The organism is Bacillus sp. TH50, assembly GCF_016650565.1.
Classification (GTDB): Bacteria; Bacillota; Bacilli; order Bacillales; family Bacillaceae_G; genus Bacillus_A; species Bacillus_A mycoides.
Genome location: NZ_JAEKFM010000008.1, coordinates 110,970 through 126,800 on the forward strand (window position 1 = coordinate 110,970; position 15,831 = coordinate 126,800).

A 15,831-nucleotide genomic window follows, 5' to 3' on the forward strand; every position below is an offset into this window, starting at 1 on the left:
CTTTGTAATTTTTGTAAATATTTTGAATATGTAGAAATATTTATTTAAATTTTGATAATATTGGGATTCTATTTTTTCAACTGGAAAATAGAGGGTTTTAGAAGAGTATGTAGTAATGCATAATAAATCAACCAAATATTATGATATACTCTCAATGTGTGATACATAATTTCTTCAAATTGGAAAACTAAACCTTATCTACCCAATTGTGGGGGACGCCTTATGGCGTCTTTTTTTTAGGACCTGCTCAATTCAGGCGTAAAAACATAAGGTAAAGTGAATCCGTTAAAATACATGGAATGAACCCTAGTTTTACCCTCTTATCTAAAGGAGGAACTATTATTATGGGATATGGTGGTAGTTGCGGCGAAGGCTGCGGTTTTGCTGGAGGATTCGCTTTATTAGTTGTATTATTTATTTTATTAATCATTATCGGATGCAGTTGCTTCTGCTAAAAAACTATTGGAAAAGGCACCTTTGGGTGTCTTTTCTTTATGCGTTAAAAAGCCCACCTATTTCCGTAGGTGGGCTTTATCTTTATTACACAATACCAAAGTATACTCTCTTTTTCTCGTAAACTTAATGCAATTATACATATTCAGCAAAATTACACCAAATAAATATTATATGTAGTAAAATATAATTCGTGGACACGTTCTATAAAGCAGATTCTCCGATTAGAAGGCGTAACACATCTCAACCATATAGATGTGGCGTTTCTTTAATCTAGCCAAACAAACGATCTCGATTCTCTTGTATTTGTACACTAACAATCTGGTGAAAATAAATGATTCTGTTTTATAGGTCGTGTTTACTTGATGTCCAATACATATTATTAAAAGTTAAGTGGTTCAAGTCGGAGGAAGGCACCTTAGGGTGTCTTTTCTTTATTTCTCAATATAAGAACTTTAAGAGTATGCTATTATTTAAATGCAAATTCCCTTTTGTGCAATGAGATAGTAGTACCCTAATGACCCACCTATTCCCGAAGGTGGGTCTCTGCAAATTCATCAGCATCATGAAAACCAATATCAAATGAATACAACGTTTCTAATGTTTCTGAAGCTCCGATCATATAAAAATATTCTCAATATCTTTATATGATTGGAAATATACCGTTTTTGCTTTTGGTATTTTTCCATCAGTCTGCAACTTTTTCTTTTTAATGTCTAACTCCTCAAACATAAACTCATTTAAATGTTCCAAGATATCTGTAGATCCATGAATGCGTAAACGAGGTCTAATATATATCTTATTTTTAGGTCTTTTCTCTCTCATAATTCCTACATCGTGTCTCATTAAGATATAAGTTTTAACAAATAGGGGTACAGCCGCATGCCCATCAACTTAAGAAATTGGTAGTTCCCCAAAACGAAGAAAATTTTCGTTTTGAGGACACTTCAAAATATTAGCTTGAGGGCATGGGACTGAACCCCTAATGCTTTATTTTAATAATAATTCTTTTCATAAAATAAAACCCAGTTATCAGTCTAAACCATTTTTTAGATCTAACAATAACAAGTGTACATTTTTACCTTACAGATAGTCTCTTTTATTCTAATTTCTTCATTTCTTTCAGCCGTTCTATATCCTTTTCTGAAGCCTTTTCTATTTTATACAATTCATAGCTACCCTTTGTCTCATTTATCACTACAAATTCAATTTCATTCCGAATATAGCTTTTAGTTTTCCCTTTTTTATAACCAATAACATTATCTAATATAATGCGGCAGGACCCCTTATAGAGAAACGCTTTAGATACGCCCGATTCCATCGCAACCTGATTAAAGTTGATTTTAGTATTTGTTTTTATAAGATTTTGTATCGCCTGATCTCCCTTTTGGGATGCTTTCTGGCTTTTCAGTACTGCGTGTTTCTTTATACCATCGTTATTTCTAATATGCTTACTTTTGATAATTACGTTCCTCTCCGATATATTCACGTCCTTTTTTTCAGCCAAATGATGTGATTACTCTCATGAACTCACTCCTTTTGAAATTTATTATTTTGTTGAATATAGAAAACTTTCAACTCCAAAATATCTCCCCTTCTTTGTTTACTATACACACTATAAACATCAATATAGTTAAATAGTCTTTAAAGAAATAAAAAAAAACGTATGACCTTACAATGAATACTGTAAAGTCATACGTAATGACTAGTTAAGATAATCGCGTTATGTTTGCGGGACCCCTATAAGAAATCACAATGTGCGATCCAATCATTTGTTTTACTATTTTTAGCAAAATAAATTCCGCCACCATGAATAATCTTTAAATGTGCTTTTGGATCGTCTGTTATTTGAAAAATAAATTCATAACCCGCGGGCCATTGAATGCCTGATTGGGCAAAACTAGCATAGCCACCTAATTTATGTATGTAATGATTTTCTTCAAAAATATCCTCGTAGTAGTCAATATCAATTGTGTTTTCAAGTTCTAAAATTCCATCTTGCATGTTGTTTGGAAAATCTTCCGTATCCCATTGTGGAAACTCATCAGTTACTAATCTAGGTATTAAGGGAAAAGGTTTTAGATTCGGAAACGTAAGTGACATCTCATTCGGTACTAGTTCCTCTAAAGAATCATATTCTCTAATACAAAAATTTCCTGATAAGTTGGACAAGTCTTTAGCAAAGTTTGGAGAAAGAAATATTGCGATGGCTTTCATATCTTTTACTGCTTCTGGAACAAAAGGTATTTGAGTTAAATTAATCATCATGGTTGCATACATTTTGTCTTGATAGCGGTCGATTGGGTAATTTTCATTTGGTAATGAATAGGGGATCTTTCCAATCCAACTTTCATTTATAGATAAATCGGGTCTTTTTCCGCCAGTTTGAAAGATAGTTGCTCTTTTTCTTAGGATATTCTTTATTTGATCTATTTCCAAAGTAACTCTCCTCCTAAATGTATATTTTGTTTTCTCCTTATTTTGATGGATAATTATATTGTATCAATAATGTATGTTTTTTGTTATAACGATTCTTTTGAAAGCTGTTGTTAGGCAACAATTTCACTTATCTTTCTGTGGTTTTACTGTCGATTTAAAACAAATTTGTACTGTTTATAAATAAGTCATAAATAACTAGTTAAAAATTCTTTTTTATCGATTGATTGTCAGGAAAATCTGTATATATTAAAATTAAAATAGAAAATATTCCCATCTGATAATTAGACAGCTGTTTTTCATGAGTAAGATTTTAAAGTTCTTAATAAACTAGGAGGCTTAAAAATGAAACTTTTAGGAAAAGTAGCTATTATTGGAGCATTAACTATTGGAGGAAGTGTATTTTCCTATACTGTAGGAGGCAGTACACCTGCTTCTGCTGAATCTCAATTTATACAGAAAGCATCACCGGTTTTTGATAACTGGCAATGGCAAAACTATTTTTTACTCCATCATAATGCAGACTTTCTACAAGAATTAGCTGTTGGTGATTTGAAGCATGGAGATACTTTTGACATTACAATTTATACAGGTGGTAAAGATATACCGATTAAGGGTTCTGGTGCAAAAAGATGATAAATAAAAAAAGAATCAAGGATTCCTAACGGAATCACCTGTTAAGCAGTTAATCCAAACAGCTGGTTGATAAAAACATTCTGATTTTGGACAGACTGGTCCTGCAAATCAATTTGTTCTTTTTTGACCATATGCATGGCCTCAACACCACTCAATATAGATGCTGATGTTTTGTATGATTTAAATCCCAACATAGAGCGTATACGTTTTTTAATAAAACGATGATCTTGTTCTACTATGTTATTTAAATATTTTATCCTTCGGATTTTGGTGCCTATTGATATCCTTTTTTCTTTCTTCAACTGTTCGATTGCAATTGGATAAGCAGGGTTCTTATCAACCGTGATGACACGAGGTTTTGAGACATGAAAAGACCGCAAGGCTTTCTTGAATAATCGCTTTGCAGCCTTATGATTTCTAGATTTACTCAAATAAAAGTCAATCGTGTTTCCTTCCGAATCAACGGCACGATATAAATACATCCATTGTCCTTTTACTTTTATATATGTTTCGTCCACTCTCCATGAGTTATTCGTTTGTTTGAGATGACGTCGAATTCGTTTATCAAACTCCGGCCCATATTGATGTACCCATCGCATAATAGTTGTATGAGCCAGGAATAACCCTCGCTCCTCCATCATTTCCACCAAATCACGAAAGCTTAAGTTGTACCGTAGGTACCAACGTACAGTTAACAAGATGATGTCTGGTTGATAATGTTTCCACTTAAATAAATTTTCCTTTTCCATACTGATCACACACCTTTTATAGAGTAGTACTATCAGTATTTCCAAGTTTGATAGACCATTTTCATATACTTCAAAGTTTTTGCACCAGAACCTATTTTTTCATTTTAGGGGGCTTTTCTTTTTCTTAGCTTGATAGCGATGTGGCGGTACCCCTAGTGGCTAATTACCATAAGGACTTATTTTTGAAATTTGCTATTTTTTAGAAAGTATGTTAATTTAAGAAAGACCTATTTTTGTTCGGTTTGAGATTGAGAATAAATTTTGTTTTTCGTCTAAGGTATTTGAGCAAGAGTAGTAACATATGTGTGGGTATCCACACTAGGAGGCAACAATTATGGAACAAGGTAAAGTAAAATGGTTTAATGCAGACAAAGGTTTTGGATTCATCGAGCGTGAAGGTGGAGAAGACGTATTCGTACATTTCTCAGCTATCCAAATCGACGGTTTCAAATCTTTAGACGAAGGACAAAGTGTAACGTTTGAAGTAGAACAAGGACAACGTGGTCCACAAGCTACTAATGTTCAAAAAGCTTAATATTAGCTGATGAAAGACCCTCTTGTAGGGTCTTTTTTTGATTTTGTTACAATATTCCGAATACAACTTTTTTAAGGGGATTTGGGGTGCTTAACTTTTAATGAAAAAGAAGATGTTAGAAATCATAATTTTAGCATTATGGGCTTTTTCTTTTGGTTATCTTGCAATTATATTAGGAATACCAAAAAACGGATTATATATAGTCGTAGGATTTCCAATCTTATTTGTTGGTGGACTTTTGATTGTGCATCTATTTCAAAATAAGAATGAAAATGGAAAATAACCTTGTTTGATTGTATATCTCATACACGTCAAGTTAACATAACACATCATTATCGGTAGCAAGGAAAAGGGAGGAACCCTACTCTCACAAGGGAACCTTCTTTTTTTTCTATGGATCTATGCATTTTTTTATACATTCCTATCCTGGTGCGGTTTTAGGGTTCTTGTTTGTTACTGGATTATCCGAAAAATTGTATAAAATCTTGCATGCTCTTAGCTTGGTGTTTTTCCGAAATGCTGGCGGTACCCCAGTATGTATTACATAGCAAGTGTAGAGATTGCTTGTTTGTAGATTAGTTGTTGTTTACCATGAATCATCATTAGGACGGTAAATTTATCTGTTGCAAGGATCTGCCCACGTAATGGAACGCCATTCTTTAAAAACAAAGTAACTTCCCCTTTTTTCTCTTTCAATTGTTCATACATATCTTCTTGTAAATTAAACATGAAATGCGCCCCCTGGTTTGTTTGTATTTATTTTTCTTCTAATACCTGAAGCTTTTCACTGTTGGATATTTGTGATTCCCATTCACTTTCTATTTTTCTAAACCATTTTCCTATTTTGCTTAGATAATATCTTTTTACTTCACCATAAGGAATCCGAATTTCACGTTCCTGTATTTGATTCATCACTTCATGAAGAATCTCATCATGTTCATACTTTCTAGGTTTTCTTTGATATGTTTTTACAAACTGTGTATATTCTCTACGTAACCAATTAGAAATATGTTCTTTTTGTTTTTGTTTGAGATGTGACCATTTTTTATTTGTTTGAAGGAATTTTTCATTTACTTTTATATGGTTTTTCATCTTCATTCAGCCCTTTTATTTTCAGAACGAATATATAAATATCGTAACATCAAAGATATATATGTCGCAAAAGTTAAATGTAGACTAGTTCGTTGTGTTGTTATTTTTTATAATAAATACGGTATGTGAAATTATTTTATTGATCTTTAAAAAAGCCCCTTTTAAGGAGCCACTTATTTTACAAGGTACTGTTTTACTTCTTTTATTAATAGTTCCGCACCTTCTGGACTTAATGTTATCTTACCATTTGCTAATGCTATGTTATGATTTGACACCTCTCCTGTTAATGCACAAACACGACCCGGCTGATACTTCTGTAAAACAATATCTTCACCTTCTACAAAGATCTCTAATGGTGATTTTTTTTTAATACCTAGCGTATTTCTAAGTTCCTTTGGAATTACCACACGCCCTAATTCATCTATTTTTCTAGTTACTCCGGTTGCTTTCATCTAATATCTTTCCCCATTTCATTATCAATTGTACCCAAGTTATTCTTTACTATTGTAACAAGCTTTTCCCATACATGAAAATTTATTTGCATTTACAAAAGAACAAGTAAAATAAATAGAGGATTTTTGGCACGATAACAAGATAAGTAATTGAAATGAAGCAATTCGTCAGCTCGTAGAGAAAGCGTTAAGTCTTAAATAATGACTATCCTTTTTATTCCCCCTAAAAACCCAAAAAAACACATGTAAAGTCCTTATCTGCCTTTTCATATGTTTTTAAAATGAACAAGACCTATTGCATTAACTTGTCCATCGAAACACAAAATAAACAAATCTGAAGAGTCGTTTTTAAATTAAACCTTATTTTTTTAATACATACTTTAATCCTCTCATTTTCTGTTACTAGTGTAACCAAATATATTACTCTATTAGGCTTTGAATTATTGGTAAGAAATGCTAAAGTTAAATAAGTTAAAAAAATATACAAAGTGAGGCGATATTTTTGAAAAAGCTCAGTTTATTACTAACGGCATTTCTAATGATTGCTGCATTATTTATCCCTAATCTTGCAAGTGCTAAATCTTTCCCTGATGGTACATTTGGTGCAGACGTAAAAGTAACAAGTGAGCAGTCTGCTGCATTCTTGGCTCGCGTATTAGAACCAAGCTTCCGTCCTCCCCTTCCTCAACCAGAGGGCAATTTAGAAGTTCATTATATTGATGTAGGACAAGGTGATGCAACGTTTATAAAATCTCCAAGTGGAGAAACAATCCTCATTGACGGAGGAAACAATGGCAAAGGTAAGGTAGTGGCAAATTATCTAAAAGGACTAGAATTCCAAACCATTGATTATATGATTGCTACACACCCTGATGCTGATCATGTAGGTGGATTAGATGAAGTCCTAAATTCTATGAACGTAAAAAATGTGTATGCACCTAAAGTAAGCCATACTACCCAAACATTTAAAGACTTTTTAACTGCGGTAGCCAACAAAGGATTAACAATTAAAGAAGCAAAATCTGGTTTAAATTTACCAATCAATGGTTTAGACTCACAATTCTTAGCCCCTGTTAAAGAATATGGTGATGACTTAAACGAATGGAGCGCTGTATTAAAAGTAACGCACGGCAGCAAATCATTCTTATTTACTGGTGATGCTGAAGCAAAAAGCGAAAAAGATATGATTGCAGCACATGGTTCAAACCTAAAATCTGATGTATTAAAACCAGGTCACCATGGAAGCAAGACTTCTTCTTCTCAGCCATTTTTAGATGCAGTTAAACCAAATATCGCTGTTATCAGTGCAGGTGCAGGTAACAGATATGGACATCCTACACAAGAAACGTTAGCCAAGTTATCTTCAATGTCTGTTAAGGTATATAGAACTGATTTAAATGGAACTGTAGTTATTAATAGTGATGGTTCAGATATTTCAGTAAGAACGGAGAGATAACGATGCAAAGAGGTATTATTGACCGTTTTGAAGGAGCATTAGCAGTTATTGAAATCAATAACATAACAATTGATGTACCCAGATCCAAACTTCCTTCTAATGTAAAAGAAGGGGACGTTCTTATAATTGAAAATGATACGTATACAATTGATAATCATGAAACAGATAAAAGAAGATGTGAAATTCAAAATTTAATGGATAAGCTATTTGAATAATAGATTTTCAAAGTCAGCTCAATATAAGCTGGCTTTTTCCATTGCTATTATAAACAAGATCCGCCACTTGCATCGATTAATTCCCCAGTTATCCAGCGACTGTTTGATGAAGCAAGAAAAGCTACAATATCAGTTATATCTTTAGGCTCCATCTATTAAAGGTCGAAAAACTTGCAGCATATTTCTGTCCATCTTGATTTCCCAATGTTCCAGCATTCATTTCTGCATTAATTATGCCAGGAAGAATGGCGTTTACCGTAATACCGCGGTAACCAATTTTGTTGTGCTAAAGTATGAGTGCGTCTATTAATTGCCCCCTTAGATATACTGTAAGCAAAAACACTTGTCGAGGTGACACATGTAACAAACGATGAAATATTGATGATCCGTCCTCCATCTTTTAATCGTGGTAAAGCCTGTTGGATAATAAGAAATGGAGCCTTAACATTAATATTCATAATCTCATCAAAAGACTCTTCTGTGGATTCTTCTAATGTTAAAATCCGCCCGATTCCAGCATTATTTACAAGAATATCAACCGTATTATCGCCTATATGTTTTTGAAGGGATTTCTCCATCATTGGATACAATTTATTGATACCGTTAAGAGTGCTTAAATCCGCACTAATTATGAATGCGGAACCACCATCTTTTTTAATTTTATGCACCACTTCTTCTGCTTCTTCTTTTTCCATAGTGAACTACGACCAACGCACCATCCTGTGCCAAATTTATCGCAATATTTCGCACTATCCCCCTACTTGCACCAGTTACTAACGCGACTTTTCCCTTTAATGTATTCATTTCTTCAGCCCCTTGTTTAAAACTCATCCTAGTTATATCACAAGATGACCTTTGAAATGTTGCGCTCTTATTTGGCATCCATAAAACAGCAAAAAAAACATCTCATAAGAGTCGGCCTTTTCACTTCACACATACATTGGCTTTACAGCCCTTTTCGAACGAGAAAGCCCATTGCCTTTAGGAATGGGATGAAAGTGAGGTTGGATAAGGAGTACCACTAAAAATCACAAGGTTTGTGGTACTTTAAGTATCCAAAGTGTTGGTATCTTTTATTTTTCATCCTTTTTGTTGCAGTTAATTGAACAAACTAACACAATGTAACTATGATAAATGATTATAGAAGAACTAAAACAACCGTATCATTCATTAACTATCATTTTGTGTTTTGTCCACGATACAGAAGAAAGATTTTTCTAAATACAAAAGTAGAAGAATGCTTCAAAATGTTGGTTCAAGAAATATGTAATGAACTGGATATTGTTATTATCGCAATGGAATGTGAAAAAGACCACGTTCACTTGTTTTTAAATACACTGCCAACACTTAGTCCCGCCGATACAATGGCAAAAATTAAAGGAGTGACATCAAAGTGTTTGAGAGAAGAATTTCCCCATCTCATGAACCTGCCAAGTCTATGGACACGTTCCTATTTTATTTCTACTGCTGGAAATGTATCAAGTGAGACAATAAAACATTATGTTGAAAATCAAAAAACAAGGGGGTGAAACTTATGTCTCAAACCATAACAGTTAAAGTTAAATTGCTTCCAACAAAAGAACAAATCTGTTTATTGGAACAAAGTAGCCACGAATATATCAAAGTCATTAATGAACTTGTATCTGAAATGGTTGAAGCAAAGAAAAGTACAAAAGATGTTCTTGCTAACCTACTAAGTGCGGTTAAGAATCAAGCGATTAAAGATGCGAAAAATGTGTTTTCTACAAAGGTGAAAAAAAGTAAATACCAAATCGTTCCGATTTTAAAGAAACTCGTTTGCGTATGGAATAACCAAAATTATTCATTTGACTTCACACACATCTCAATTCCGTTTAGCACATTGTTTTAGCTCCTTTTATCAGAAAAAAATGATTCATCCTCCACCTTCACTCCGCGCTTAGAGGAGGGGATCTTCTCGTTCACAAAATAAAAAGAGGGACAAATGCCCCTCTTACAATTACATATCACTATTTCACAAGGTTAAATAATACCTTTTAATATCAATCCTAAAACTGACATAACTATCGCACTAATAATGATTCGCAAAATCCAGGTTGTGTTTGTACTTATTTTTTCTAATTGCTTATTGATTGTAGCTATGTCTTTCTCATTAATAGTTGTACGCTTCTCTAAATTACGAATATCTCTCATGATTTCTTTTTGTTCCGTTTTTAGACTGTCAATTTTAGCGTATACATCTTCCATATATTCACACCCTCTGTTCATCTTAATAGAGAAATCTATATGTATATTATGAGACAACCCTCTTAACTGTGAATGCATTCCACATATTCACACGCCAAATCCTTTGGTAAAACCTAATTGAATTACTTACATCTTTCCGTGCTTACATATTAAAATCATTAGTAGGATAATCCGCAGTCTTGCAAGTTCTTTTTCACAATCTGGGCCTCTTCTCCTATCCATATTTAGCTACTCCACTGTATTTCCTAAAACACTCATATATTTATCTACATATAAATATATGAGTGTTTAAATCTTTGCTTATATGTGATTTAGATAAGTCGGAATTAGAAGAGGAATCCTTAGTGATTCCTTTTTCTATTTGATATGAAAAAAGAACGGATTTTTCTACTTTAATTACGTCTTCCAATCCTAGTATCTAGAACACTCTTTATATGCTGTTTCGAAATGGTTCTTATTTTCCTCTGAGTTATATCTCCATTTATATTTTGCCAATCCGAATTATTAAGGTCATACTCACAATCTAACATCCTCTTTTTCTCCAACGTTAAATTAGATGTACAGTGGTGCTTTATGTTTAAAAGCAAAAAATGATTCTATTTTGTTTATGGTTATTTGTTACTTTAAATGTTGTTGAATTTACTATTAGTTATAATCAAAGAGATTATAGACCTACTACAGGCAATGAGGTGTTAATCTCTAAAACATTGCGAATAACATTACTAGATGTCACTGAAGGAATATTTTGTTATTTCAGGTGCAATTTTCATATATCAATTCACAAAAAAATCACCGAACGAAAATGCATCTTTGTAGGTGCTTTTTTTCGGTGAACTATTGATAAATGAAATCCACATAAATCTTCACTAAATGTGACTATAGTCCCTTATTATTTCTTGAAATAATATGACACTTCCAAATTCAACATTTATGACTACTTTCTAATGCTTCTCTTATTACTGATTGCTTTACAAAAAAAACTGAAGGAACATTATCAGAGAAGTTTTGGTATATATGTAAAACTACTATATTTCCAAAGAACGTGTATAAACTGTGACAAACAAAAGATATAGTGTTAAAGTACAAGTAAAATACACGATAGAAATACGCCTTATATTTACTTTCTAATTACGTATACTGGAAATCAGAAAATTTACTATCACCACAACAGATCCCTACTCACTAATAATAACAATACAAATGTTATTATTGCTAACAGTGAACGTACTACACGTAAATAAAAAATTATATAAAGATATTTTCGCTACCTACTTGACAGAGAGTTGATCATCCATCAACAACAGCTCTTTTCTAATACGTATATTTATACTTTATTAGCTTTATTTTTTTCTATATGTCCATATAAAATATCTCCTAGCTGTTGTACTGTTATTTCTTCCTTCTCGTAACTCTCTGTAGTTTGTAATAGAAACTCTAAATCAATTATTTCTTTCAAGATTTTATAAATAGAAAAAAAGCTTTATTTTCTACGTGTATATCCAAATCCATTAAAGCTGAAATAAGTTTTAAATTTTCTCTATCTGCTTCTATCATTTTAATTATGAGTTCTTTTAATACCTTTTCCTGCCACACTATAAACAACTCCTTCAGATATTAATCTAAATAACTACTTCAGAATAACCTTATTAAATTTACTGCCATTTACTTATTATCTTTCAATTGCTAAAGAATATTATAATCAATACTCTTGATAACTTATTTCTTTTTATATTATCCCTCAATATATTAAATTACTACTATGTTCTTTTTTTAAAAGTATACATCCTCTTCTTGACTTAAGTATAACAAAGATAATCAAAAAATAATTAATTAGATTTTGAAAATGAAAAATAAAACTATTTATGGAAAATTAAAGACATAATTTATGAATAAAGAAAAGGGTTCTTCTGTAAATAATTACAGAAGAAAACGATTAATAGCAGATTACCAGCGGATTCGAATTTAATGCCATAAGTCTCCAAACAATTGATCGATGAATTCTTCTGATTTTGAACAAACTGGACCCTTAAATTTATCATTTTCCGACAGAAGACTCCTTCCTCAAAAATGTGAAGGTGTGAAACACCAATTTTAGGTGGGAGATGAATGTCGGTAGGCGTAAGCCTACTTATTTTGTATACTATTAAGAAGAATGCTAGAAAGTGAGGCGCAATCAATGTTAATAAATAAAGCATATAAATTTCGTATTTACCCGAATAAAAGACAAGAAATCTTAATTGCGAAAACGATTGATTGTAGTCGATTTGTGTTCAATCGGTTCCTTACTATGTGGAACAATACTTACAAAGAAACAGGGAAAGGATTAACATATAATTCTTGCTCTGCCGAGCTCACTCAATTAAAAAAACAGAATGATACGATATGGTTAAAAGAAGTAGATAGTATTGCGCTTCAATCTACATTAAAAAATCTGGCAGATGCTTTTTCACGCTTTTTTAAGAAATAGAATGATCCTCCACGATTCAAGTCCAAACGAAATAAAATCCAATCTTACACAACGAAAGAAACAAATAAAAATATCGCTGTGATAGGTAATCGAATAAAACTACCTAAAATCGGACTTGTGAGGTTTGCAAAGAGCCGTGAGGTAACGGGACGTATTCTAAATGCTACCATTAGACGGAATCCAAGTGGTAAATACTTTGTATCTTTGCTAGTTGAGACAGAAGTAAAAGAATTATCGAAAACAGGATCTTCTGTTGGGATTGATATGGGATTAAAGGATTTTGCTATTCTTTCAAATGGCACTACATACAAAAACCCTAAATTCTTTCGTACATTAGAAAAAAAATTAGCGGAAGCACAACGCATCCTTTCCAGAAGAACGAAAGGTTCTTCGAACTGGAGTAAACAACGTGTGAAAGTGGCACGAGTCCATGAACATATTACTAATGCAAGAAAAGATTACTTGGATAAAATCTCTACCGAAATCATCAAAAACCACGATGTAATTGGTATTGAGGATCTACAAGTAAGCAATATGCTAAAAAACGGGAAACTTGCCAAAGCAATCAGTGAAGTATCTTGGTCATAATTTCAAAATATGTTGGAATACAAAGCAAAATGGTACAGGAAGCAAGTTGTAGTTGTCTCAAAAATATTTACTGCTAGTCAGCTATGTTCGAGTTGTGGTTACCAAAATAAAGATATTAAAAGTATAAATCTTCGTGAGTGTCATTTTCCTCCTCGTGGCACACATCACGATAGAGATATTAACACAGGACTAAATCTTAGAAACTACGGTGATAACCTAGTTAAGTTTCTATACTTAGAAATCTCCCGCTTCAAACATTCCGTTAGAACGTTAAGTAGTGAGTGGTTCAAATACAGTTTTGAAATACACTTATATCTCATTACATTACCAAGGATAATACTAATCTATCTTATTCAAAAAACATTTGAAATAAAAAAAGATGCTCGAAAGCATCTCACTGACTAAAAAATTATAATATTTTCAAATTAATATAAATCCAAGTATTTACCAATGTTATTTTTTAGAGCATTCTCATAAATCTCATATGCACATGAAATATCCTCAATAGCCATTCCCATGGGGTTTAGGATAATTAATTCATCCTTATGTTCTCTCCCTGCTTTTAATCCAGTAATAATATCCCCTAATTCAGCATGTAGCATCTCTTTAGAAAATTTACCTTCTAAAACCAATTGATTTATTACTTTTTTTTCTCTATTTGCTTGATCCCAATCATCTACAATTACCTTATCCGCTTGTATAAATAATTCACTTTCTAAATCCATAATAGATACATTACTAATAAATGTTCCTTTTTGAATCCACTCTGCTTTAATATATGGCTTATTCGCTACTGTACATGTAACTAATACTTCTGCTTTTTCAACAGCATCCTGAACTTTATCGGCAACCCGAAATGATATATTTTTATATTTTGACTGAAACTCTTTTATTAGTTCTTGTGCTTTATTTAGCTCCACATCGTATAGTACAACATTCTTAATACTTTTGAAATTTTCTAACATAGACATTACATGCATTTTAGCAATCAAGCCACAACCAACAATAGATAGATTTCTAAAGTCTTTATTGGCTAAATGTCTCGTAGCAACTACAGAAACAGCTGCTGTTCTCATTGCACTTATAGAACTTCCCTCTAAAATAGCAATCGGGAAATTTGTTTGAGGATCATTTAAAACAATTAATGCACTTGCCCGTTCCATGTTTCTCAAAGATGGATTATCATGCTTACTTCCAATCCATTTAATACCAGAGATAGACGGCTCACCTAAATGTGCAGGCATAGCGATAATCCTATCAGCAATATGTTCATCTTTTTTGTTAGTTTTTAAGTATGGTTTCAGTGGTTGACTAAAATCCTTACGAGAGTGTAGGATTAATGCACGTTCTACGCCCTTAATATAAATATCAGAACTATTTTCTTCTAACTTATGAACATCTGCTCTACTAAGATAAAGAATTTTCGGCTCAACAGCTTTATTAGTCATTCATATCACCCTTTATTGTATTTTCATATATTACTAATATTATAAGTACTAGTCAATCTGTAATACTTCTCTCCATTATGTTTAATTTTTGATATACAGTATCTATTTCCTTATGAATATCCTTCTCAACAGACATTAGCTCTTCCAATTTCAATTGAAGGGTAGGTATAATTTGTTGAGGATCTTTATTCTTTAAATTTGCCTGCATTATAATAAAAGAAATTTTCCGTGTAATGCTAAGGGAATATCCCAAATAATTAATCAACTTTTCCATATCAAGAGAAACTATATGGTGATATTTATTTAAGTAATATAGCATCCCTTCTCTACTATAAAGAAAACAAGTATTAAATCTACGAATTAAAAAATTCCAATTATCCTGTATACTTTCTTGTCTACTCATTGCATTTGAAAATACTTGATCTATCTCCATATATAGTTTAGAAATTGCTGTTGTCCCTGTATAATAACTAACACCGTCGAATTGAAAATGCCCCTGTAAATACTGAGATAATTTCAATAAAAACTCATATTTCAAACATTTTATCATTTCATCATTAAAATTATTAATTCGTGCAGTTTCTATATTTAACTTAATAACTTCGCCTGCTTGTTTAATCTTTTTAGACTGAATAGAATTATTAATTAAGTCAATAGGTATCGGACCATGATAACCAAAATATTGATCTTTAACATGAACATTTTCGTTCTCTACTCCTACTATGTTCAAATAATGATAATCATGAACTGGTGGAAAGGTTGGATACATAGTTGAAAGAACCTTAACATCTACGCATAATAAAAATGATTCAGTATTATTATGAAGAAACTCTCTTAATTTATGAGGAGCTACCTTAGATTTACTAGTGCCAATATAATTTTGCAACCATCCAAGAGTATTAGGCTGTTCCGCCTCAAGCTCAAAAGTAATATCTAAACTAGGATTACTATATACATATCCAAAATTTAAATGCTTTAAAATTAATGGCTCTAAACCAAATTGCTCCAATAACAAAGACATACTATTCCAATAACAATTGACACCTCTTCTCAAATAGCTATACCTTTCATTAAGCAT

Annotated in this window: 18 protein-coding genes and 5 pseudogenes; 10 read left to right on the forward strand and 13 right to left on the reverse strand. The window is 32.2% G+C overall.

Translation table 11 applies throughout. The features are described 5' to 3' along the window. Positions 1-344: 344 nt before the first annotated feature. Positions 345-455 carry a YjcZ family sporulation protein gene (locus JFU23_RS28565; protein ID WP_000540371.1) on the forward strand — a complete coding sequence of 37 codons (111 nt, stop codon included), beginning with the start codon at positions 345-347 and terminating at the stop codon, positions 453-455. 616 nt (positions 456-1,071) lie between these two features. On the opposite strand, the gene JFU23_RS28570 is transcribed toward JFU23_RS28565, so the two are convergent. The 3 genes from JFU23_RS28570 to JFU23_RS28580 form a co-directional block, all read right to left on the reverse strand. After that, the gene (locus JFU23_RS28570) at positions 1,072-1,299 is read right to left on the reverse strand and encodes a hypothetical protein (protein WP_002136379.1); all 228 of its coding nucleotides are present in this window, start codon (positions 1,297-1,299) and stop codon (positions 1,072-1,074) included. Between the two features lie 253 nt (positions 1,300-1,552). Next, on the reverse strand, positions 1,553-1,915 hold the full coding sequence (locus tag JFU23_RS30740; protein WP_374191765.1) for a DUF6262 family protein: 363 nt from the start codon (positions 1,913-1,915) through the stop codon (positions 1,553-1,555). A gap of 278 nt (positions 1,916-2,193) precedes the next feature. Then, positions 2,194-2,892, reverse strand: coding sequence for a DUF1963 domain-containing protein (locus JFU23_RS28580; RefSeq protein ID WP_201033375.1), 699 nt, complete (start codon positions 2,890-2,892; stop codon positions 2,194-2,196). A 342-nt stretch (positions 2,893-3,234) separates the two neighbouring features. Here JFU23_RS28580 and JFU23_RS28585 point away from each other — a divergent pair. Next, positions 3,235-3,501: pseudogene (locus tag JFU23_RS28585) on the forward strand (DUF5065 family protein); the annotation flags it as partial. A 65-nt stretch (positions 3,502-3,566) separates the two neighbouring features. Here the strand turns inward: JFU23_RS28585 and JFU23_RS28590 are convergent. Beyond that, complete coding sequence (locus JFU23_RS28590; RefSeq protein WP_201033376.1) at positions 3,567-4,274, reverse strand: IS6 family transposase; 708 nt, start codon at positions 4,272-4,274, stop codon at positions 3,567-3,569. A gap of 334 nt (positions 4,275-4,608) precedes the next feature. Between JFU23_RS28590 and JFU23_RS28595 the strand changes: the two genes are divergently transcribed. Together JFU23_RS28595 and JFU23_RS28600 are read left to right on the forward strand one after the other, a co-directional pair. Then, positions 4,609-4,809 (forward strand): cold-shock protein, encoded by a 201-nt coding sequence (locus JFU23_RS28595; RefSeq protein WP_012261563.1) that lies wholly within the window; start codon positions 4,609-4,611, stop codon positions 4,807-4,809. Between the two features lie 100 nt (positions 4,810-4,909). Further along, positions 4,910-5,092: a hypothetical protein gene (locus tag JFU23_RS28600; protein ID WP_201033377.1), complete on the forward strand. Its 183-nt coding sequence runs from the start codon at positions 4,910-4,912 to the stop codon at positions 5,090-5,092. 257 nt (positions 5,093-5,349) lie between these two features. Here JFU23_RS28600 and hfq read toward each other — a convergent pair whose 3' ends face one another. The 3 genes from hfq to JFU23_RS28615 form a co-directional block, all read right to left on the reverse strand. Continuing rightward, the gene (gene hfq, locus JFU23_RS28605; RefSeq protein WP_201033378.1) at positions 5,350-5,538 is read right to left on the reverse strand and encodes an RNA chaperone Hfq; all 189 of its coding nucleotides are present in this window, start codon (positions 5,536-5,538) and stop codon (positions 5,350-5,352) included. Between the two features lie 27 nt (positions 5,539-5,565). Beyond that, positions 5,566-5,901 (reverse strand): transposase, encoded by a 336-nt coding sequence (locus JFU23_RS28610; protein ID WP_201033542.1) that lies wholly within the window; start codon positions 5,899-5,901, stop codon positions 5,566-5,568. 173 nt (positions 5,902-6,074) lie between these two features. Next, a complete protein-coding gene (locus tag JFU23_RS28615; protein WP_201033379.1) occupies positions 6,075-6,353 on the reverse strand; it encodes an AbrB/MazE/SpoVT family DNA-binding domain-containing protein in 279 nt (92 codons plus the stop codon). 583 nt (positions 6,354-6,936) lie between these two features. On the opposite strand from JFU23_RS28615, the pseudogene JFU23_RS28620 reads away from it, so the two are divergent. Beyond that, positions 6,937-7,809 (forward strand): annotated as a pseudogene (locus tag JFU23_RS28620) (ComEC/Rec2 family competence protein); the annotation flags it as partial. Between the two features lie 2 nt (positions 7,810-7,811). After that, a complete protein-coding gene (locus JFU23_RS28625; protein WP_088031164.1) occupies positions 7,812-8,024 on the forward strand; it encodes a DUF3006 domain-containing protein in 213 nt (70 codons plus the stop codon). A 47-nt stretch (positions 8,025-8,071) separates the two neighbouring features. Here JFU23_RS28625 and JFU23_RS28630 read toward each other — a convergent pair. Beyond that, positions 8,072-8,828, reverse strand: a pseudogene (locus JFU23_RS28630) (SDR family oxidoreductase). A gap of 323 nt (positions 8,829-9,151) precedes the next feature. Here JFU23_RS28630 and tnpA point away from each other — a divergent pair. Both tnpA and JFU23_RS28640 read left to right on the forward strand, forming a co-directional pair. Then, the gene (gene tnpA / locus JFU23_RS28635) at positions 9,152-9,553 is read left to right on the forward strand and encodes an IS200/IS605 family transposase (protein ID WP_201033380.1); all 402 of its coding nucleotides are present in this window, start codon (positions 9,152-9,154) and stop codon (positions 9,551-9,553) included. Between the two features lie 5 nt (positions 9,554-9,558). Beyond that, positions 9,559-9,876: pseudogene (locus JFU23_RS28640) on the forward strand (RNA-guided endonuclease TnpB family protein); the annotation flags it as partial. A gap of 149 nt (positions 9,877-10,025) precedes the next feature. Here the strand turns inward: JFU23_RS28640 and JFU23_RS28645 are convergent. Next, entirely contained in the window at positions 10,026-10,250 is a 225-nt protein-coding gene (locus JFU23_RS28645) for a hemolysin XhlA family protein (RefSeq protein WP_201033381.1), read from the reverse strand. Between the two features lie 590 nt (positions 10,251-10,840). On the opposite strand from JFU23_RS28645, the gene JFU23_RS28650 reads away from it, so the two are divergent. Further along, positions 10,841-11,083, forward strand: a complete 243-nt coding sequence (locus JFU23_RS28650) for a DUF3937 family protein (RefSeq protein WP_242483558.1) — start codon at positions 10,841-10,843, stop codon at positions 11,081-11,083. A gap of 491 nt (positions 11,084-11,574) precedes the next feature. On the opposite strand, the gene JFU23_RS30980 is transcribed toward JFU23_RS28650, so the two are convergent. Together JFU23_RS30980 and JFU23_RS30745 are read right to left on the reverse strand one after the other, a co-directional pair. Continuing rightward, positions 11,575-11,706, reverse strand: a complete 132-nt coding sequence (locus JFU23_RS30980; RefSeq protein WP_274606757.1) for a hypothetical protein — start codon at positions 11,704-11,706, stop codon at positions 11,575-11,577. Next, a complete protein-coding gene (locus tag JFU23_RS30745) occupies positions 11,703-11,843 on the reverse strand; it encodes a hypothetical protein (RefSeq protein ID WP_242483559.1) in 141 nt (46 codons plus the stop codon). The genes JFU23_RS30980 and JFU23_RS30745 overlap by 4 nt, the downstream gene beginning before the upstream one ends. A 583-nt stretch (positions 11,844-12,426) precedes the next feature. On the opposite strand from JFU23_RS30745, the pseudogene tnpB reads away from it, so the two are divergent. Beyond that, positions 12,427-13,509 (forward strand): annotated as a pseudogene (tnpB, locus tag JFU23_RS30750) (IS200/IS605 family element RNA-guided endonuclease TnpB); the annotation flags it as partial. Positions 13,510-13,730: 221 nt separating this feature from the next. Here the strand turns inward: tnpB and sbnB are convergent. Further along, positions 13,731-14,753, reverse strand: a complete 1,023-nt coding sequence (gene sbnB / locus JFU23_RS28670) for a 2,3-diaminopropionate biosynthesis protein SbnB (protein ID WP_201033382.1) — start codon at positions 14,751-14,753, stop codon at positions 13,731-13,733. 52 nt (positions 14,754-14,805) lie between these two features. After that, the gene (locus JFU23_RS28675) at positions 14,806-15,831 is read right to left on the reverse strand and encodes a hypothetical protein (protein ID WP_088031170.1); all 1,026 of its coding nucleotides are present in this window, start codon (positions 15,829-15,831) and stop codon (positions 14,806-14,808) included.

Bases quoted from the DNA above. Each gene is read 5' to 3' on its own strand.
- JFU23_RS28595 (WP_012261563.1), top strand. From the start codon at position 4,609: ATGGAACAAGGTAAAGTAAAATGGTTTAATGCAGACAAAGGTTTTGGA.
- JFU23_RS28610 (WP_201033542.1), bottom strand. From the start codon at position 5,901: ATGAAAAACCATATAAAAGTAAATGAAAAATTCCTTCAAACAAATAAA.
- JFU23_RS28675 (WP_088031170.1), bottom strand. From the start codon at position 15,831: ATGCTTAATGAAAGGTATAGCTATTTGAGAAGAGGTGTCAATTGTTAT.
- JFU23_RS28600 (WP_201033377.1), top strand. From the start codon at position 4,910: ATGAAAAAGAAGATGTTAGAAATCATAATTTTAGCATTATGGGCTTTT.
- hfq (WP_201033378.1), bottom strand. From the start codon at position 5,538: ATGTTTAATTTACAAGAAGATATGTATGAACAATTGAAAGAGAAAAAA.
- JFU23_RS28625 (WP_088031164.1), top strand. From the start codon at position 7,812: ATGCAAAGAGGTATTATTGACCGTTTTGAAGGAGCATTAGCAGTTATT.
- JFU23_RS28615 (WP_201033379.1), bottom strand. From the start codon at position 6,353: ATGAAAGCAACCGGAGTAACTAGAAAAATAGATGAATTAGGGCGTGTG.
- JFU23_RS28645 (WP_201033381.1), bottom strand. From the start codon at position 10,250: ATGGAAGATGTATACGCTAAAATTGACAGTCTAAAAACGGAACAAAAA.
- JFU23_RS28570 (WP_002136379.1), bottom strand. From the start codon at position 1,299: ATGAGACACGATGTAGGAATTATGAGAGAGAAAAGACCTAAAAATAAG.
- tnpA (WP_201033380.1), top strand. From the start codon at position 9,152: ATGATAAATGATTATAGAAGAACTAAAACAACCGTATCATTCATTAAC.
- sbnB (WP_201033382.1), bottom strand. From the start codon at position 14,753: ATGACTAATAAAGCTGTTGAGCCGAAAATTCTTTATCTTAGTAGAGCA.
- JFU23_RS28565 (WP_000540371.1), top strand. From the start codon at position 345: ATGGGATATGGTGGTAGTTGCGGCGAAGGCTGCGGTTTTGCTGGAGGA.
- JFU23_RS28650 (WP_242483558.1), top strand. From the start codon at position 10,841: ATGATTCTATTTTGTTTATGGTTATTTGTTACTTTAAATGTTGTTGAA.
- JFU23_RS28590 (WP_201033376.1), bottom strand. From the start codon at position 4,274: ATGGAAAAGGAAAATTTATTTAAGTGGAAACATTATCAACCAGACATC.